Raw genomic sequence first — 19,517 nt, forward strand, 5'->3', positions numbered from 1 at the left:
GAATTTGGCATTGGAACAAGTCTTAATTAGCCTATGTAAATGAAGTGTTAATTGGTCTAACATTATGAACATGCCCCTACAACAAGAAGCCACTATGAGCCTAACTAAAAATCCGACATCTCCTTTATCCATGTTATATAGCTGGGAGCGTGAAAGCCCCGACACGGTTTATTTGAAGCAGCCTGTTGAAGGTGTCATCGCAGAATACACGTGGAAGCAGTTTGCAACCTTGGTGCGCAAAGCCGCAGCAGCGCTGCAGCAGAAAGGTTATCCCAAGGGTAGTCGAATCTGTATTTTGGCGAAAAACAGCATGGAATGGTTTGTCGCTGATATGGCAATCATGATGGCAGGGTACGTTTCTGTCCCTATATTTGCCACGGCAGGCCATAAAACCATTGATTACGTACTAAAGCATTCTGACTCAAAGTTGATCTTCGTCGGTAAGTTAGATGACACTGAAAACCAGATAAAAGCGATCCCCGATGATATTGATTCTGTAGCTTTCCCTTATCCGGGAATCAATGTCAAAGAGCAATGGAGTGATTTTATTGGCGTTGAACCACTGCAAGGTGAGCCCAACGTCGATATGGATGACATGGCGACCATCATTTATACCTCAGGTAGCACCGGTACGCCTAAAGGTGTAGTGCACACGTTCAACACGATTTGTTGGGCAGCCGAAAATTCGTTAAATGCGCTGTCGGTAAATCAAAATGACCGCATTGTAAGCTACTTGCCGCTGGCACATATCACCGAGCGTGTACTGGTAGAGTTAGCGAGTTTGTATTCGTCAATGCAGATTAATTTTGTTGAATCTCTCGATACCTTTCAGCGCGATGTTGTGGCATGCCAGCCGACATTGTTTATTTCAGTACCGCGTTTATGGACCAAGTTTCAGATGGGAATTTTGGCGAAGATGCCACAGAAGAAACTCAACCTGTTGCTCAGTATTCCAATTGTCAAAGGGCTGATCGCGCGTAAAATCAGACAAGGCTTAGGTATTGACCAATCTCGCTTGTGGGCCAGTGGTTCAGCGCCATTAGCGCCAGCTACGATTAAATGGTTTGAGCGCATAGGGATAAAAATCAGCGAGGGATGGGGGATGACGGAAAACTGTGCCTATGGCACCAGTAGTGTGCCGTATCGCAGCGATAAGATTGGTTGTATTGGTCATGCGTATGACGGCGTTAACATACGCATTTCTGATGAAGGTGAAATTCAAGTGCAGTCACCGTGCAATATGAAAGAATATTATCTAGAACCAGAAAAAACAGCGGAAACATTCACTGAAGACGGCTGGTTAAGAACAGGTGACAAGGGCACGATTGATGCAGATGGCTATGTTCGCATCACCGGACGCTTAAAAGATATCTTCAAAACAGCGAAAGGCAAATATGTTACGCCGGCTCCTATCGAAGCCAAAATCATGGAGAACCCGATTGTCGAGCAGGCCTGTGTGACGGGCACTAACTTACCGCAACCGATTGGCTTGGTAGTGCTCTCTGAGGATGCACGCCAACAGCCCAAAGACGAAATAGAGGAGTCAATTGCAGAGACTCTCGAAGGTATTAACGCGGGTCTGGAAAGTCATCAGCGATTAGACCGGATTGTACTGATGGCCGACGAGTGGACGATCGAGAATGACCTGCTAACTCCAACACTTAAAGTTAAGCGTCATGTCTTAGAAGAACGTTATAATGACGTTATTCAGAAAAAATATTCTGGCAAGGTTGTCTGGAGTGACTAAACTATTGATTAAGAACAGGGTTTAGTTCTCTGTGGTGCCACAATGGGATGCGGCGCTACCAAGCATGGATTGAGTTGTATTTAAGAGGGAGGCAAAAGCCTTCCTTTTTTGTTTCAAAGCTTTATAGCGCGAAATCACTCGGTTATAAGTTTAAGTACTTGCGTATGAATTAATATACTCATTATTGGTTGTTTAATAGTCAATACACAAATAGAGTTCGCGCCGCTAAAAATTGATTAACACTCAAACCACGAGGAATGCCATGTTGAAAAAGCATTTGTTTAGAGGGTGTATAGCACTCATGGTGGCTTTGTCAGCCCATGTTGCTATGGCCGATGTAGTAATGGTTGTTCACCCTAGTAACAGTGACGCAATTGACGCCAAAGTCGTTAAGCGTATTTTCTTAGGTAAAGAAAAGAAATTCCCCGGTGGCTCTGATGCCACACCAATTAACCAAGTTGCGGAGTCGTCCGTGCGTGGTGAGTTCGATGACAGTGTCATCGGCAGGAGCTCTGCTCAAGTATCAGCTCACTGGTCAAAGCTCGTATTTACAGGTAAAGGCGTTCCGCCAGCGGAAGTGGCTGATGATGCGGCTGTTATTGCTGCCGTCGCGGCAGATCCGACGGCTATCGGTTATGTTGATAGCGCATCAGTTACTGGCGCTGTTAAAGCAATTCAAGTTCAATAAATGGTGGGGAAGACTATGAAAAAAATTATAGCTATGAGTGCAGTTGCATTGGCAGTTAGTTCAGGTGTACAGGCAGATGTGCGAATCAACGGCTTTGCGAATTTAGTTGGCGGTATTACCAGTAGTGACGATTCTTTGTATGGCTACGACGACAACGTTAGCTTTAGCCCAGAAAGCTTGTTTGCTATTCAGGTTAGCGGCGATATTAATGAGCGCATGACCGCAACTGGTCAGCTGGTTGCGCGTGGTGAAGACGATTATGACGTTGCCTTTGAATGGGCTTACTTAACATTTCAAGCCACTGACGATACCAGTATCTCAGCGGGTCGTCTGCGCATGCCGCTGTTTCGATATTCAGCGTCTCTCGATGTGGGTTACTCATATCATTGGGTAGTCGCACCTCAATCAGTGTACAACGTACCGTTTAACAACATCGATGGTGTTCGTGTTGACTTTAATGGCTACAGTGATGATTTGGAATATACATTTCAGTTAACTGGGGGCAAAGTCGAAAACGATTTTACACTTGCCGGCCAATCGGCAAGGTTACAAATCAACAACGTGATTGTTGGTACGGCTGAGTTCACATACTTAAATTGGAAATTTCGCGGTGTAGCTGCGCGTGGTGATGTCACCTTTGATATTCCTGCATTAGAACCCGCGTTTGCGCAATTAGGTCAAATAGATTCAGGACTACAATCGTTGTTAGAAGCGAATGACGATTCTGGCTTGTTCTATGGCGCCAGTATTGAGTACGATGCATTCGATTGGTTTGTCGCCGCAGAGTTTACTGGTGCTGAGATTGAAGATAGTTTTTATCCAGATGAAACAAACTTCTACGTTACAGCCGGTTTGCGTTCGGGCAAATGGACGCCATTTATTACCTACGAAAAATCGGATTTAAATGATGGCCCTAAATTTGTTGACCGCATTGCCGGCTTTCCAGCCCCGTTGCAAGTGCCGCTTACTCAGTTAGTTATCGGGATTCAGCAGCCTGCAATTTCCGAAAATGATACAACCTCTGTGGGCGTTCGCTACGACTATGACACTAACGTAGCGTTGAAAGTAGATGTAAGTAAGTACAGCGATGATCTAGATGAATCGCAAGATGCAACGTTGGTTCGTTTCGCTGTGAACTACGTCTTTTAATCCTAACGAGGGTTAGTCGAATGAAAGTTTTACATTTTATTGCTAAAGGTGCTGTTCTGCTTATTTTGTCTTGGCAAGCAATTGCTGAAACAGTGGTAATCGTCCACCCAAGTAACTCAGCACAAATCGACGCTAAACAAGTACAGCGGATTTTTCTTGGTAAGGAAAAAAAGTTTTCTGATGGCGCCGAATCTATTCCGGTGAATCAGATTGCAGATTCCAGTGTACGCAGCGATTTTGATACGACAGTGCTTGGCCGAAGCTCTTCACAGGTGTCAGCATATTGGTCAAAACTTGTCTTTACGGGTAAAGGCGTGCCGCCCAAGGAGGTTACAAATGATGCAGAAGTTTTGGCGTTAGTAGCCAAAAACCCGAGTGCTATTGGTTACGTGGATGCAGCATCGGTGGACAGTTCGGTAAAAGTAGTTCCACTTGACTAGTACTGTTTCTTGTAAATCGCTATCCTAAAGTATGCTTAAGCCAGACTGAAATCCAGTCTGGCTTTTGTATTTGTGCTTGTAGGCACGCGTTAATTAAGCTACTGTTTGATTAAAAATTAACCACGGATGGGCGTTTAAATGACCTCTAGAGCCTTCGCGACAGTCTCTGTCGCTCTGTTAACAACAATCACACTGTCTTTACCTACCCAGGCGAATACTTACGAAAAGTTAGCCAAAGCATCAGCAGCAGCCTGTGAAAATTTCAAAGCGTGTGCACTACAAGAAATTGAAGGAGATGCGAGTATTACCCCTGAAATGCGGCAAATGGTCGAAGGGATGGTTTCTGGTGTTTGTGAAAACATGATTGGTTTTACACAAGCTGACCAGCATGAGTCGCTTCATGAGCCGGCGATAGCGTGTTTAAATTCAATGGCGAACCTGAGTTGTTCAGAGCTACAAGATGGTGGTGAAACCGCTGCGTGCCAAGAGCTTAATCAGTTATTAGAGAATTACGAATATTGAAAAGCTGGACGTTAAGTCCAGCATCTAACTTCAATGCGCTAAACTAACCCACGCCGGTGGAACCAAACCCACCTTCACCGCGGGCACTGTCGCCAAATTCGTCGACAATAGAAAATTCAGCCTGAACAACAGGGATAAACATTAACTGAGCGATTCGATCACCCGTTTCAATGGTGAACTCAGTATTACCGCGGTTCCAGCATGAAATAAACAATTGACCTTGGTAATCGGAGTCTATCAAACCAACTAAATTACCCAACACAATGCCATGTTTATGGCCTAGCCCAGAGCGCGGTAATATTGTAGCGGCAAGTTGGTTATCGGCAATGTGGATTGCAATACCCGTAGGGATTAGCTGCGTATCGCCGGGTTTGAGCGTAATTGCCTCATCGAGACATGCGCGCAAATCAACCCCTGCAGAACCATCTGTAGCATAGGTGGGTAAGGGTATAGTGTCGCCAATTCGGGGATCTAACACTTTGAGTTCGATAGCTTTCATAGAGTCCGTATCTTGATAAAAATAAGTGCTCAAGTGTACTGATTTTTCCCTCCTGTGCAAAGCTAAAGGCGAGTAACTACAACGTCATTAGTTGTATTGCACAGTACTTGAACATTACTGCACCAGCAGTAGGCGAACACTTGATCAAAACAGTCGGTTTAAATCTTAACATTATGATTTATATGGAATTTGTGAACTGGTATCAATTATGCTGGATAAAACTGTTAAGTGAGTTTTATGCAGTGTTGAAAGTCATAAATGCCAGGCAACGTTTGTGCACCGGAGCTGCTTAAGACAGCGTAACTTACCCATGTGAATTTCTCTGTGTCCAGATATTCACATGGGCTTTTTCCTACTGGGTTTTGCTCGAACATTAACGTACTATGCAAGAAAAAGTATTTTTCTGCTTGTGCTGCGATTATATCCGTCAAACAAACTTGAACATTTAGCTGAGTTACTAGGGGCTGTTATGCGCAGTCACCAAGCGTCTTCAGCAGTGTCTAATCCTTTGGCCCCAACAACGATTCTAGTTGAGAGCTTGGGCATGCAACATTGGTTAAATATGACACTTGCAACGCAGCAGGGTGTTGCGATGAACTTTACCTTTCCAATGCCTACGCGTTTTATGTGGAATACGGCTCGAGAGGTTTTAGGCGATAACACGGTTCCCCAACAGTCACCCTACAAGCGCGAAGTCTTAGTATGGCGGATTTATGCTTTATTAAGTGCGAATGAGTGCATAAATCATCCGGATATGGCACCCGTTAAACAGTATTTAAGTCAACTGGTCAATCGCAACGGTACCGTTAATCAGGCGGAGATATTTGAATTCTGTCGCAGCATTGCCGATGTATTTGAGCAATACATGCTGTACCGACCTGATTGGCTAGCGAATTGGGAGCAAGGCAAAAACCGCGATACCAAACTCGAGGGCAGAGCCGAGAGTATTTGGCAAGCGCACTTATGGCGTCAGCTCCACCTCCAACAACCCGATCATCCCGCGAGTCTTCACCAACGAGCAGTTGAAGCCCTGCAACGTTGTGATAGTCACCAGTTAAGTGTACCTGAACATGTTTACGTTTTTGCTTTAAACACGATGGCGCCACAGTTAGTGGAATTTTTAAACGCGGTAGCACAACATCGTGAAATTCACATTTTTCATTTAAACCCCTGTGTTAACTATTGGGGAGATATACTAACCCATAAACAGCGAGCGAGAGCTGAGCAACTAGCGACCTGGGTTGATCAAGAAGTAAACAATCCGCTGTTGGCCAATCTCGGCCAGCAAGGCAGAGATTTATTTAACTTATTGCAACAACAGCAAACCTTTGAAATCAGTGCATTTGATGCGCCTTTGCCCGAAGCTCAACAATCGATAGCCTCAGAAAACCTCCTTCAACATGTACAGCAAGCTATTTTTGCCGGTGAGGAGAATGCAACAGAATTTATTTGTGCATCGCCCGATGAATCTATTGTTATTGCCGAAGGGCATAATGCGATACGAGAATTACAAGGATTACACGACTTTTTACTTGCGCGATTTGAACAAGACCCAGAATTAAAACCGCAAGATGTGTTGGTTATGTGTCCGGCAATAGAGAACTATTCACCGTACATTGCCAGTGTTTTTGCACAACGTGGAAAAGGCCATCACACGCCGGTAATTCCCTTCTCAATTGCAGATAGAGCACCCTTAGATAGCGTGCCAGAAATCGCAGCGTTTTTAAGCCTTTTACACCTACCAGATAGTCGCTTTCAGGTCTCGATAATTGTTGAGTATCTGCGTCTAGAAGTCGTTCGCGAGCACTTCGAACTGTCTAGTGACGACTTACAATTGATAACACAATGGCTTAAGTCCGCCAATGTGCGATGGGGGTTAGACAGCGAACATCAGCAGCAAGTTTTGGCTGGGCACGCCGATCAAATTATTGCTGGTGGCGCTAACGATTCGACAGGGCGATACAGCTGGCAATGGGGCCTTAAACGCTTGTTGATAGGCTTAGCACATGTCGATCAAATGACATTAGTTCAAGACGTCGCTACAGTACCCGATGTGGAAGGCCAACAAGCTCGTGCATTAGGCCAACTTTGTTTAATTGTTGAGCGGTTACAGCAGCATCGAGCCTTACTGACCAAGTCTCGAACCATCGCGCAGTGGCAGTCATACTTACATGAGCTTAAACTCAGTGTGTTTGGAAGTTTGCAGCAACAAACCGTTGTTGCGAGTAAATTTGACCAAGCAATAGCTGAACTGATTGAAAACACCGAATTAGCGGCTTTTGAAGGCGAAGTATCCCTGCCAATTATCCGTGATGCCTTAACTCACAGTTTTTCAATGCCAGATGCTGTGAATCAGTTTATGACTGGGCAAGTGACTTTTTGCTCAATGTTACCCATGCGCAGTATTCCATTTAAAATTATCGCAATGTTGGGCATGAATGATGGTGAATTTCCGCGTTTGAGTAGCAATTTTTCTATCGATTTAATGCAGTATACGCCGCGTCGCATTGGCGATCGTTCACGTCGAGGAGACGACCGTTATTTATTCCTGGAAGCTATTATTTCAGCCCGTTCTGCGCTTTATATTAGCTATCAAGCGAAGTCGATTACGGATAATAGTGAACGGCAACCTAGTATCGTATTACGAGAGTTTTGCGAATACTTAAACACCCATTTTGCTGCACCTAATCGGGCAACTGGTGAAACGACCTATGTATTAAAACACTTGCCGTTACACCCTTTTTCGGCTCGTCATTTTACGTCTGGTAGTGACGTCCACAGCTATAATCAAGGTTGGTTGCGATTGGCTAAGATGGTGCAGGGTAACCGCAATGGCGAAGCGGATGATGAGGGGGACGTCAATGATGCGGATATCGCGGTGGTAATACCCAAGGAATTCACCAGTTTACAATTAGCTAATGCATTAGACGATCCCCTGAAGTATTACGCTAATATGACGCTGGGAATGTATTTAGAGGATACTTCTCCATTACTAGAAGATAGTGAGCCATTTACAATTGATGCACTAACGCGCTACCAGGTTTTGCAAGCCTTGGTCGACATAGGTCTAGAAAAGGGGACCGAGGAGCACATTCAGGACTTTTTAGCGCTGCAAGAAAATGCTGGAATGCTCCCTCAAGATACGGTCAATCAAGGGCTTGTTAGCGACTTTGTTGAGGAAGGGAAGCGCTTGATTGAAAGTGTCGCGAGCGAACCACTAACCTTGGAAAATGTGCAAGCCGATGTCAGTGGGATCAGGTGTCACTGTCGTGTTTTAGCTGGTACCGACAATAGTGGAGAGCGACCCGAGCAGGTCTTGAAATTTTATCGCGTCAGTGAATTCCGCACGGTACATCGTATTCAACACCGTATTGAGCAGGCCTTATCTGCCGTTGCGAACAATACTACGGTTAGCGCTAGCGGTGTGCAAATCGTACACAAAAGTGGTGCGGCTAAATTAGAGGAAGTAAATTACCCTGACATGTCTCCAGCTGAGGCCAACACATTACTCATCAACACTATTGATGCAGTACAAGATATACTGCGTAGGCCATTGCTTATTCATGCCAGGATTGGCGAAGTAGTGACAAAGCACTTTGAACCTGACTTATCGATTAATGAAAATTACCCATTGCGTCAAGGATTAGAACGCCTGCTAGAAGAACAAATGTATAAACCTTCGTTACTCAGTAATCCTTATGTCAACTACTTCAAACCAGAAGTCGATATTCTCAATGATATAAATATTGGTCATATACAAGAGCTCTACGCTCCTCTGCTAAATGTGGATACAAATAAGCGCAAAGGACGCAATAATGGGTAAGCCAACCCCCCTCGATGTCAATGCAATGATTTTATCAGGCTCTCACTTGATAGAAGCCAGTGCGGGCACAGGTAAGACCTACAATATAACGCGTATTTACCTGCGATTAGTAATTGAGCGGGGCTTATCGGTTACCCAGATCCTAGTGATGACGTTTACCAACGCCGCCACGCAGGAGTTGCGTGGGCGCTTGGCTGATACCCTACAAGAAGCATTGCATTATTGGCAAAACCCAACCTACAGACAAACGAACAATGATGCCGTGATGGCGAATTTGCACGCTAACTGTGACCAACAAGAAGCGGTAAAACGAATCAAGTTGGCACTGTTAGAGTTGGATGAGGCTGCGGTATTTACCTTGCACGGTTTCAGTTATCGGGTATTGACCGAAATGGCATTTGCAGCGGGTAAGCCGATGAGTGAAACACTTGCCCACAACCATGAACCTTTGTATTTACAAGCATTACAAGATTGGTTTCGCATTCATCGCAACAATAACGAACTCATGGCGTCTTTAGGGAGTCACGGCTGCTATACACCAGAGTCATTTTGGCATAGTTTCAAGTCACTTATTTACACCGACGAGTCGGTCAAAGTATTTACTGAGAAAGAAATTACTACCGACTTTGACAATAACATGCGGGCCTTGCTTAACGAACATGAGGCAGATCTAAACGAAGCGACTTCACAATTGTTAGCTCATAAAACAATGATTTTTGCCGAGCTAATCGAAGGTCATAAGCAACAAAGTGCACGTGAAGACGAGTGGCAGGTGTTACTGGATTGGCTTGCGAGCCCCAATTTGCTTGAGCCACCTAAAGCCGTTAGCGCTTTTCTTCACGGCAATCGCTATTCGCGGAAAGACTCAGTGAAAGAAGTTTTGAAACCAGTCTCTGAATTACGCAAAAAGCTTACTGATGAAGCCAGGAAACTGGATAAAACACGTAAAGATCTACTCGCAGAAATAGACCAATGGCACGTAGTGTTGCCTATTGTCGAGTGGGTTAAACGCCACGTGAGTGCTGAAAAAAGGCGACTGCGCGAGGTGGGGTTTGATGATCTGATAAAGAACCTCGCGGTTGCTACGAGTCAATCGCGTAGTTTTGCCCTTCAGATCAGGCACGAATTTCCAGTGGCGTTGATCGATGAGTTTCAAGACACTGACAGCCTGCAATATCAAATTCTTAGCAATATCTATCGCACTAGCACAGATCTGGTTAGCGATTCAGAGCCACCGCTATTAATGATGATCGGTGATCCTAAACAGGCCATTTATGGTTTTCGCGGTGGTGATATTTTCACTTACTTACTTGCACGCGATGATGCTGACTATCAATGGGTGATGGACACGAACTGGCGATCGGTCGCAGGCATGGTGACAGCCTATAACCGATTGTTTTGGGGGACTGACTTAAGTGCCGAGGCGCGCGATGTATTTGGCTACTCTATTGCGTATGAACAAGTTAAGTCGACACCTTATGCAAGCGCCGCCAAACAGCGTTTTGTTGACCCGCTGGCTGACAGTCGGCAACCCTTAACCTTCTTTGCTGCAAGCACTCCTGATAGCGAATTGAGTAGTGCTGACAAAAAGCGTGCCAGCCAACGTGAATTAACTCATTGGTGTGTTGCTGAAATCCGTCGATTATTAAATCAAGTTAGGGTCGACGATAAACCGCTCAAGCCTGCTGATATCGCAATATTAGTGCGAACAGGACGCGAGGCTCAGCGTATCAGTGAAGCACTTCGTTCAGTTAATCTGAGTGCAGTTTATTTAAGTGACAAAAGTTCTTTGTTTACCAGTGCTGAAGCACTCGAGTTATCACGAGTACTCACTGGAATATGGTTCTACCAACAAGACCGCCACGCGGTCAGAGCTGCAAGTAGTCACTTATTTAGTTTGTCGCAGAGATGCCTATTGGCAATGCAGCAAGATCCACAGCACACGAGCTGGAGTGAGGTGAGAGCGCAATTAGCTGCCTACCGCGAGCAATGGCTAAAACATGGCTGCTTATCCGTTATTACGGATTTGTTGTGCACACGCTTCAGTGCCGGGTATGAACAGGAGCGCGCAATCACTAATTACATGCACTTGGCTGAGATGTTACAACAGGCGAGTCAGACGAATTCACATCCATTACAATTGTTAGAGTGGCTTAAAGAGCAGATTGCTGATCCTGCGGCAACAGAAGAATACCAACAGCGGCTGGAGTCAGATGCAGACTTAATCAAGATTGTTACGCAGCACAAATCTAAAGGGTTGGAATACCCAGTTGTTTTTGTACCTTACGCCAATGAATACCGTGATCCGGTCAAAGTAGGTAACTCATATAGCTCGATCTATCATTACTTTTGTCCTGAACAGGATTGCCGTGTGCTACAACTAGGACGCACGGATCATGCCGTGGAGCACACGCGTAAGCAAGGACATGCGGAGAATATGCGGTTATTGTATGTTGCCATAACTCGCGCAGCACAACGCTGCTATTTAGGTGTTGCTGAGAGCGATGATTGTGAGTTATCAGCGCTTGATGCGGCACTGTATGAATCTGAATCTAGTCATTCTCTGCCTTGGTATGAACGACTGCGGGCTGCAGTCGCTAGCTGCCAATATTGGTCATTGTGCAGTACTCGCCTGGATACTGAGGCCGGCGAACAACTGGCTACCAGTGTAAAGCCACTACAACTTACTGCAAAAGTATTTAGTGGACACATAGATAGTGATTGGCGCTTGCACTCATTTTCAGGCCTAACCAAAGACTCGCACAATACCGACATTAGCAGTCGTGAAATCGAAGTTTTCTATTCACAATCGGATGCTATGTCTTCAGCAGCGGCGAATAGTCAAGCTTGTGCCATGCCTTTTGAAGACAGTCGTTTCAGCTTTTTAAAGGGCGCGATGGCAGGTAATTTTTTGCATGATGTTCTAGAACATATGGATTTTTCCCAACCACAATTGACGGATTTGGTGGAGCGCTTTAACCGGCAGTATAGTGTGGTCCAAACACAACAACAGCAAGCACAGTTGATTAAATGGCTTGAACAAGTTTTAGCCGCGCCTATCAATGTATCCAGTTCTGAACGCGTGAGTTTGAGCAACTTTTCAATGCAGCACACACTTCGAGAGGCAGAATTCTATTTCCCTCTTGAGCGCGTCAATACTGACACAGTGACTCACTGCTTACTGCGTCATCGTCAGCAGTTACAAGGTATTGGGCTCCTTGAGTCTGATGATATCAACGCCGAGCTGCATTTGAGCAGCAAGGTCCTAAGTGGCATGATGCACGGTTTTATTGATTTAATATTTTGTCATCGGGGTAAGTACTTTGTCGCTGACTATAAATCTAATCACCTTGGTGATGCAATTGCTGACTACACACCTAAATCATTGGCGCAGAACAATTTACTACACAACTATGATTTACAATATTTAATCTATTCCGTCGCGTTGCACCGTTATCTTGCGGCGCGAATAAACAACTATAACTTCACCCAACATTTTGGTGGCGTTTGTTATCTGTATTTACGAGGTATGCATGCAGAGAACCAAGCCTCGGAGGGCGTGTTCTTCCAGTCGCTTGAACAAAGTTTGATTCGCGACTTAGACCAATGTTTTGCAAACGTCGAAGATGAGGCGCAAAAATGATAATCAAGTCGCCTACATTTAACGCAGTCTGTCAGCAGTGTCATGATGTTATCGCTTTGGATTATTTCTTTGCCAAAGCGTTGCTCGAGCAAGCTGGGCACAACATGACTGAAGAGCAATTAGACCAAGCATTCGAACTGCTGCTGGCCCTGAGTTGGGCCCAACGCCAAGGACATAGCTGCCTTGCGCTAGCCGAAGTAAGTAATGTCAGACTCTGGCGGGACGCCGCGAGTGATAAGTTGGGGATTAAATTTGCTGACCAAGAGACATTATTAGGAATTGCTCGAAATTTAGTTACGGCGTTGCCAAATCCTAAAGCTTTGGTGCTTGATAACCTTTTGTTATACACCGCAAGGGCCTACCATTTTGAACAGAATTTGCAGCAGCAATTGCGGCTGCGCTTAAAGCACAAACCGGTTAGTGAAGAAGCCATTACTCTGTTATCTCAAGGTAGCTCGCCCATATGGGGTAAGTTATTTCCTCACACTAACACGCAAGATCAAATCAATTGGCAAGGCGTGGCTGCTGGGCTAGCACTGACTCAGCCATTATTGATTTTAAGCGGCGGTCCAGGCACGGGCAAAACCTATACCATAGCGCGAATGCTGATCGCCTTATTAGTCGCTGCAAATCGACCACTTAAAATAGGCCTAGCAGCACCCACGGGCAAGGCTGCGCAGCGACTAAATGAGTCACTAAGGCAGAGCTTGCAGGCATTTGAGGATGACCCACATATTGCACCATACCTGTCGAGTGTGCCGGATTCAGCATCGACGATTCATCGAATGCTAGGTTTACGGGAGGGTACGGTAAATGCGCTCTATAACGAGCAAAATCCACTGTCACTTGACGTTTTGATTATTGATGAGAGCTCAATGCTCGATTTAGCTTTGTTTGCTCGTATCGTAAGAGCCGCTAAACCTGATTGCCGATTAGTTTTTGTTGGTGATGCACACCAGTTACCTGCAGTTGAGGCTGGAAATGTATTACCTATGTTGATGTCGAGAACTGTCAACAGGCTGTCTAATCAGCAACAGCACTATTTAGCACAGTTAGGGTTTGAGTTTTCATTGCCGCCGACAAAGCATGCCGGTTATTGCATAGAGTTACAACATACGCATCGCTTTAACAGTCAGTTAGGCGAATTCGCCAACGCCTTAAAGTGCGGGGTTAATAGTAAAGCTGATGCGGAGCGGGCTTGGCAAAGCTTTATCCAGCTATGCGCTGACCCCAATGTCCCATTTACCTGGGTAGAGTACGAGCTCATCAATCAGCAATTGGAACATTGGGTTAGAGATCACTTTTTACCTATTGCTAAACAGTCGAATGTCAGTGATGCGTTATTGTTTGCCAGTCGTTTTCGGATATTGACAGCACTGAAGAAGGGAGAATTCGGGAGTGAAAACCTCAATAATCTGATTGAACAAAAACTCAAACGGCTCCTCGGTATATCAACTCAGCAGCAGTTTTATCATGGGCGACTAGTTATTGTTACGCGCAACGCGCCGGCACTGAATTTATTTAATGGTGATGTTGGTGTGGTGTGGCAAGAGGGATCCCAGTTAAATATATACTTTGAATCGAGCAAATTAGGCGAATATAGAGTGATAAGCTCTCAGCGCTTCAGTGATATTGATAGCGTTTTTGCGATGACTATTCACAAATCCCAAGGCTCAGAATTTGACCACGTGGCTGTTGTTTTACCCGATACTGGTGGTGAGTCATTATTATCGAATGAGTTAATTTATACCGCAGTAACTCGAACAAAGAGAGCACTCTCTATCGTTACCAATGCTGAACGATTCCGAACCTCAATAAGTTATCAGACTTCGCGTTGGTCGGGAATTAAGCCCCTCGATAGTGATTTTATTGGATAATTTGTATCTTCAATATCAGTCTCTTCAGCGGCCAAATGAGTAACTTGTGAAGCATCAACGAAATAGAGTAAACAGTCGCTTTTGGCTATTTCTGCGTGACTGGTTGCCATGAATATTTTTAGCGGTACTTTGGCGCGCAGTTCTCCTCTGTAATTATAAAAAAAGTCATCGATTTCAATTGACTCGTCGTCGCTATCGATAGCTAAATGTCGGAATCCATCACTATCGGTCCATCCAAGTTGTGTGTCCGCTTCTGTGGTACCAAAGTTAAACCGTTCAATATCATGGCGCAGTGTTAACATGGCACCAAACACAGGCCGCTCTGAAAAACTGATCGAAACATTTGGCTGAATCTTAAGGCGTGAAGGATGATGCAGAAGACTAATGCTTTGTTGAACAGCGAATACATCATCGGTGCTCAGTAACGACTGCAAACCGCTCGTGGCATTGTCATTCGCGCGTTTATCTCCGGCTCCTCCAGCTTCCACGGTTATAATGGGCGCGGTAAAAGGAACCTCCATAATCGACCCTAATGCTAGCTCCGTGTGAACTAACCAAGGCGAAAAATAGGACGCGAGTGCGATGTGTTCTCGTTGATAACGCGTAGAAACACAAAATGCTGGTCCACTGCCTGATGTATTGTGTACGTCGATAATGCACTGCGGTTTTAATGGGACGATAAAATCAATAATTGATTTAGCCAATAGGCCATTGCAATCGAGGTAAGGAGGGCGAAAGCATCGGTTCAAATCACGTTCATTTGGCAATTGGCGATGACTAAAGGTTGGTGGGATCTGAGCAGCAGCAACTGATGCAACGATAATATAGGTGTCGAAAAAAGGTTTGAATTGAGACTTTAACAGGTGGTGTAACGCATGGATCCCACTGGGCTCATTGGCATGAAGAAGGGTTGTCACTACACGACAGTTTCCTGAGTGATGACCACGCAAAAGAAAAATCGATGGCCCTTTTAAAGAGAATAGGAAGGCCTCGACTGAGTCGGGTATGTCAGCGACTTTGGGATTATCAATCAGGTTAAGAAGCGATGAGTTGTTTGACATCTCTAGTCCCAATCGGCAACCGGATAACCGGTAATATTGTTAAGCGTATATTGCTCGACCAAGGCTGCTAATTTCGCTATTGGGCTAAGGCTATCATCGACTCGTTCTAGCATTGATAATTGCCATGAAGCTCCCGTTTGTTGTGCAGCAAGGCGACGTTCAACAACGGTTAAATAACGGTCAATATCCTGCTGGTCGACGCCAATAGAGCGCAAACCATCAGCAGCTAATGGCAGCACATCAGCAATGACATCGATAACTCGGCGTTCGGTTAGCTGGTGTTGATGTTGTTGCGGCCATAATACTTTTGCATTTAAGCCAGCTTGAGCGCAGCGGTAAAAATTAAATTCAGCGTACTGAAAGGGCAATTTGGCAATTGTCTGATTAACGGTTTCACTTAGTGCCAGAGTAAGACCAATTAAAACTGCTGTATTGGCAATCATGTCAATATTTGTAGGCCCAGCAGGTAGAGTTCTAAACTCAATCCGCAAGTGCGGGTCATTCCCCGTATCGAGCACTGGGCGATTCCAGGCCCAAATAGTTCCTTGGTGTAACTGCAGTGCTTTGCACTTGCTGAGTTCATCGCAATCGGGCATTTGCGGCAGAAGGGGCGGATACAACGCCACGTTTTCGGCAAACAATTCATAGACTGAATTGCGTAACCAACCTTGGCCAAAGTTGACTCTAGCGGGTTGCCGCCATGGCGTATCTAAGTGGTTTCGACTGTCGATACTTTGTTTAAACAGCGCAATTCGGGTTTCGTGCCACAGGCGCTTACCCATAAAAATTGGGCTATTTGCAGCTAACGCTAGCACTAGTGGCGTGACCAATTGGGCAGCGTTAAAAATGTCGACAAAACGCGACTGCGGTACACGCAAATGTACTTGAAAGGATGTATTAGCACCTTCAAGTGTCACCTCATTAGAACGCATTTGTAAATGGTCTTGACCATTTATATCGACTTCAAAAGCCCCCTCGCGCATCGCCGCTAGTTGTTCAGCGAGTACGTGATAACGGGGGCGGTCGGTTAAAAATTCAGAATCCAGGTGATATTCGGTGAGTGTTGGAAGAATCCCAATAGGAACGACGCGAGCGTTTTTACTCATCATCAACGAGCGCAACAGTGCGACCTCTTGATCCAGTTGCTGTTGCAGCGCACTGAGCGATTTTCCAGCACTGGCAACCGGTGCTAGGTTAAATTCTAAGTTGTAACGATTGAGCTCGGGTTGCAATAAAGGATTGTTTCGTTGATCGAGTAACCATTGATTTTTCGGAGTAGGCAACCATTCTGCATCGACTAAATAAAGCTCTAATTCCGCCCCTATTGATGAGACTTCGCGATCGAGTGCAGGGTTAGTAAGGTACTCAGGTAGCAGGCACAACTCATCTTCCAAGCGCTGATTGAAGCGCGCGTACTGGTCGGCAGTAAATGCTTGTTGGTGAATGGAATGACCCATAAATTCATCGCTGCAAGTAATTTATCACTAGACTAGGGTATCCAACGAAAAAGGCGTTGACATAGATCAAGATGCCGCAAAACAACGCAACCTCGTCGTCACACACATATTTTCACTGTTTACCGCACTTAACTTTTGCTACGGTGTTACGTGAACCTTTCGCTATAACATTGGGGGAAACGTGAAAAAACTATCAGGCTTATTGTTTTGGCTGCTGCTGTCGCCGTTGGCGTTGGCACAAAATATCTCAGAGTTTACAGATGGGATGAGCAAACAAGAGGGGTTGATTCCAATCTTTTATGATCGTTCTGAAGATAAAGTTTATTTGCAGCTATCAGAATTTGAGCAATCCCTGATTTTCCAAAGTAGTTTGCCTCAAGGCGTCGGTTCAAATGACATTGGCTTAGACCGCGGCCAGCTTGGTGAAACACGTCTGATTGAGTTTGAGCGTTATGGCAACAAAGTCTTATTGAAGCAACTGAATACTCAATATCGCGCTGTTTCAGCCAATGTGGCTGAACAAGCTTCAATTGATGAAGCTTTTGCTGATTCGGTTATTGCCGGACTACCTGTGGTGGCGGAAGATGCAGGCGCAGTGTTAGTCGATTATACGGATTTTTTGTTCAGTGATATTCATGGTATTGCTGTACGTTTAGAGCGCACTAAACAAGGTAATTACAAAGTGGATACGGTGCGCAGTGGTGTGTATTTACCTCGTACCAAAGCGTTCCCGAAAAATACCGAACTTGAAGCATTGGTGACTTTTGCCGGTAGTAAGCCGGGTACCTATGTAAGTCAGGTCAGTCCAGAGCCTGAGTCAATCTCTGTGCATCTGCATCACAGCTTCATTGAATTACCTGACAATGAATACCAACCACGCCGTTTCCATCCGTTTTCAGGGTTTTGGAAGCACAGCTATATGGATTATTCGGTCCCAATTGATCAACCGATGGAGCAAAAGCTGATCCCCCGCCATCGATTGAACAAGTTAGACCCATCGGCGAGCAGCAGCCCAGCTGTTGAACCGATTGTATATTACCTCGACCCAGGCATTCCTGAACCGGTAATGAGTGCATTGCGCGATGGTGCATTGTGGTGGAACGACGCCTTTGCCGCGATCGGGTATGAAAATGCTTTCCAAGTCAAGATACTGCCGGCAGATGCAGACCCAATGGATGTCCGCTACAACGTTATCCAATGGGTACACCGCGCTACGCGTGGGTGGTCTTATGGCACATCAGTGGTGGATCCACGTACGGGAGAGATTATCAAAGGTCATGTTACCTTGGGCTCATTGCGTGTGCGTCAAGACTATTTGATTGCTTTGGGGTTAACGAGTCCATTCGCCGATGGCAATACCGATACCTCAAAGCAGCAAGCCATGGCCTTAGCGCGCATCAGACAATTGTCTGCCCATGAAGTAGGGCATACCTTGGGTATTGCGCATAACTTTGCCGCTAGCGAAACAGGGCGTGATTCAGTGATGGATTATCCACACCCGAAAATTCAAATTGTGCGCGGCAAAGTATCATTAGAAGGGGCGTACGCTGTGGGTATGGGACGTTGGGATTTACACACCATTGCCTATGGATATCAAGACTTTGTTAATGCTGAAGCGGAAACTGCTGGGTTAGCTCAAACCATCGCGGCTGCCTATGACAGTGGTATGCGCTATAAGTCTGATCCGGATTCTCGTTCCGGTCGTCACCCCAGTGCAGATGGGCACCTGTGGGATAATGGTGCAGACCCGATCGCAGAGTTTGAGCGGGTAGCTGCAGTGCGTCACTACGGGCTGGCAAGGTTTGGTTTAGATACTATTCCAGAGGGAACCCCTTTATCTGATCTGGAGGAATTTTTAGCTCCCTTGTACTTTGCGCACCGCTATCAGGCCGATGCAGTAGCCAAGCTTATTGGTGGGATAGACTATCAATACGAAGTGAAATCTGAGCGTCCTATTCAAGGTCAGACCGTAGTGTCACCAGAGCGCCAAAATAGAGCACTACAAACCCTGCTAAGCAGTTTGACGCCGGAATTTTTAGCCCTACCGAACAGTGTTACGCAGCTTATCATTCCCAAAGTGTACGGCACCAGTCGTAATCGCGAATCTTTTGCCGGTCGCACTGGGCGTATGTTTGATCCGCTGAGCGCCGCGGAGGCTTCGGCGGCCAACACTGTAGGGTTATTGTTGCATGCCGAGCGTCTCAACCGATTGACGTGGCAGCGAACTTTGGACGATGAACATCTGAGTGTGGTTGGGGTGTTGAATCAACTATTGGATAAAACTTGGAAGGCGCGCGCATCTGGTACTGATGGCGTAAGTGAAGGCCTAGCTGAAAGTATTAATGAGCGAGTAAAGCTTGTCGTGTTGCATGCGGTGATGGACGCAATCAAGGCGGATAGTTTAAGCCCGGAGAACCGTTTAGCGATGATGGGGGCACTGCAGCAGTTTACTAAATGGCTAGCGCGTAACGACGACACCTACGTTGACAAAGCTCTTCTGCAGTTACTTGACACATACTGGCAAACCGGCGAATGGCATGGCACCTTCAAGCCAGTGAGTATGCCGCCGGGTTCACCTATTTAAGTGAATCTGGCTGGGTGCTGCTCAAGT

Annotated in this window: 12 protein-coding genes; 9 read left to right on the forward strand and 3 right to left on the reverse strand. The window is 45.7% G+C overall.

Annotated elements, in window-relative coordinates; all coding sequences use genetic code 11:
• Window positions 1-70 precede the first annotated feature (70 nt).
• The 5 genes from QTP81_RS07685 to QTP81_RS07705 all read left to right on the forward strand — a co-directional run bounded on the left by QTP81_RS07685 (window position 71) and on the right by QTP81_RS07705 (window position 4,546).
• Window positions 71-1,747 (forward strand): AMP-binding protein, encoded by a 1,677-nt coding sequence (locus QTP81_RS07685; protein WP_289365610.1) that lies wholly within the window; start codon window positions 71-73, stop codon window positions 1,745-1,747.
• 262 nt (window positions 1,748-2,009) lie between these two features.
• Window positions 2,010-2,435 carry a phosphate ABC transporter substrate-binding protein gene (locus QTP81_RS07690; protein ID WP_289364770.1) on the forward strand — a complete coding sequence of 142 codons (426 nt, stop codon included), beginning with the start codon at window positions 2,010-2,012 and terminating at the stop codon, window positions 2,433-2,435.
• Window positions 2,436-2,450: 15 nt separating this feature from the next.
• Complete coding sequence (locus QTP81_RS07695) at window positions 2,451-3,584, forward strand: topoisomerase IV (protein WP_289364772.1); 1,134 nt, start codon at window positions 2,451-2,453, stop codon at window positions 3,582-3,584.
• Window positions 3,585-3,604: 20 nt separating this feature from the next.
• Window positions 3,605-4,024: a type 2 periplasmic-binding domain-containing protein gene (locus tag QTP81_RS07700; RefSeq protein ID WP_289364773.1), complete on the forward strand. Its 420-nt coding sequence runs from the start codon at window positions 3,605-3,607 to the stop codon at window positions 4,022-4,024.
• A gap of 138 nt (window positions 4,025-4,162) precedes the next feature.
• Entirely contained in the window at window positions 4,163-4,546 is a 384-nt protein-coding gene (locus tag QTP81_RS07705) for a hypothetical protein (RefSeq protein WP_289364774.1), read from the forward strand.
• 43 nt (window positions 4,547-4,589) lie between these two features.
• On the opposite strand, the gene dut is transcribed toward QTP81_RS07705, so the two are convergent.
• The gene (gene dut / locus QTP81_RS07710; protein ID WP_289364775.1) at window positions 4,590-5,045 is read right to left on the reverse strand and encodes a dUTP diphosphatase; all 456 of its coding nucleotides are present in this window, start codon (window positions 5,043-5,045) and stop codon (window positions 4,590-4,592) included.
• A gap of 340 nt (window positions 5,046-5,385) precedes the next feature.
• Here dut and recC point away from each other — a divergent pair, with 340 nt between their 5' ends.
• Genes recC through recD form a run of 3 tightly spaced genes read left to right on the forward strand, consistent with a single transcriptional unit; the run spans window position 5,386 to window position 14,388 of the window.
• Window positions 5,386-8,868, forward strand: coding sequence for an exodeoxyribonuclease V subunit gamma (gene recC / locus QTP81_RS07715; RefSeq protein WP_289364776.1), 3,483 nt, complete (start codon window positions 5,386-5,388; stop codon window positions 8,866-8,868).
• Window positions 8,861-12,511: an exodeoxyribonuclease V subunit beta gene (gene recB / locus QTP81_RS07720; protein ID WP_289364777.1), complete on the forward strand. Its 3,651-nt coding sequence runs from the start codon at window positions 8,861-8,863 to the stop codon at window positions 12,509-12,511. The genes recC and recB overlap by 8 nt, the downstream gene beginning before the upstream one ends.
• Entirely contained in the window at window positions 12,508-14,388 is a 1,881-nt protein-coding gene (recD, locus tag QTP81_RS07725; protein WP_289364778.1) for an exodeoxyribonuclease V subunit alpha, read from the forward strand. Before recB ends, recD begins: the two co-directional genes overlap by 4 nt.
• Here recD and QTP81_RS07730 read toward each other — a convergent pair.
• Both QTP81_RS07730 and QTP81_RS07735 read right to left on the reverse strand, forming a co-directional pair.
• The gene (locus QTP81_RS07730) at window positions 14,334-15,449 is read right to left on the reverse strand and encodes a M14 family metallopeptidase (RefSeq protein WP_289364780.1); all 1,116 of its coding nucleotides are present in this window, start codon (window positions 15,447-15,449) and stop codon (window positions 14,334-14,336) included. The two genes, recD and QTP81_RS07730, sit on opposite strands and share 55 nt — an antisense overlap.
• A 2-nt stretch (window positions 15,450-15,451) precedes the next feature.
• Entirely contained in the window at window positions 15,452-16,906 is a 1,455-nt protein-coding gene (locus QTP81_RS07735) for a glutamate-cysteine ligase family protein (protein WP_289364781.1), read from the reverse strand.
• A gap of 265 nt (window positions 16,907-17,171) precedes the next feature.
• Here QTP81_RS07735 and QTP81_RS07740 point away from each other — a divergent pair, with 265 nt between their 5' ends.
• A complete protein-coding gene (locus QTP81_RS07740; RefSeq protein ID WP_289365611.1) occupies window positions 17,172-19,490 on the forward strand; it encodes a zinc-dependent metalloprotease in 2,319 nt (772 codons plus the stop codon).
• Window positions 19,491-19,517: the final 27 nt, after the last annotated feature.

Origin of the sequence: Neoalteromonas arenosi, assembly GCF_030362855.1 — a bacterium.
Classification (GTDB): Bacteria; Pseudomonadota; Gammaproteobacteria; order Enterobacterales; family Alteromonadaceae; genus Alteromonas_E; species Alteromonas_E arenosi.

Excerpts from the sequence above, each read along its gene's own strand:
- QTP81_RS07685 (WP_289365610.1), top strand. The coding sequence starts at position 71 with ATGCCCCTACAACAAGAAGCCACTATGAGCCTAACTAAAAATCCGACA.
- recC (WP_289364776.1), top strand. The coding sequence starts at position 5,386 with ATGGGCTTTTTCCTACTGGGTTTTGCTCGAACATTAACGTACTATGCA.
- QTP81_RS07730 (WP_289364780.1), bottom strand. The coding sequence starts at position 15,449 with ATGTCAAACAACTCATCGCTTCTTAACCTGATTGATAATCCCAAAGTC.
- recB (WP_289364777.1), top strand. The coding sequence starts at position 8,861 with ATGGGTAAGCCAACCCCCCTCGATGTCAATGCAATGATTTTATCAGGC.
- QTP81_RS07700 (WP_289364773.1), top strand. The coding sequence starts at position 3,605 with ATGAAAGTTTTACATTTTATTGCTAAAGGTGCTGTTCTGCTTATTTTG.
- recD (WP_289364778.1), top strand. The coding sequence starts at position 12,508 with ATGATAATCAAGTCGCCTACATTTAACGCAGTCTGTCAGCAGTGTCAT.
- QTP81_RS07695 (WP_289364772.1), top strand. The coding sequence starts at position 2,451 with ATGAAAAAAATTATAGCTATGAGTGCAGTTGCATTGGCAGTTAGTTCA.
- QTP81_RS07705 (WP_289364774.1), top strand. The coding sequence starts at position 4,163 with ATGACCTCTAGAGCCTTCGCGACAGTCTCTGTCGCTCTGTTAACAACA.
- QTP81_RS07735 (WP_289364781.1), bottom strand. The coding sequence starts at position 16,906 with ATGGGTCATTCCATTCACCAACAAGCATTTACTGCCGACCAGTACGCG.
- dut (WP_289364775.1), bottom strand. The coding sequence starts at position 5,045 with ATGAAAGCTATCGAACTCAAAGTGTTAGATCCCCGAATTGGCGACACT.
- QTP81_RS07690 (WP_289364770.1), top strand. The coding sequence starts at position 2,010 with ATGTTGAAAAAGCATTTGTTTAGAGGGTGTATAGCACTCATGGTGGCT.
- QTP81_RS07740 (WP_289365611.1), top strand. The coding sequence starts at position 17,172 with ATGAGCAAACAAGAGGGGTTGATTCCAATCTTTTATGATCGTTCTGAA.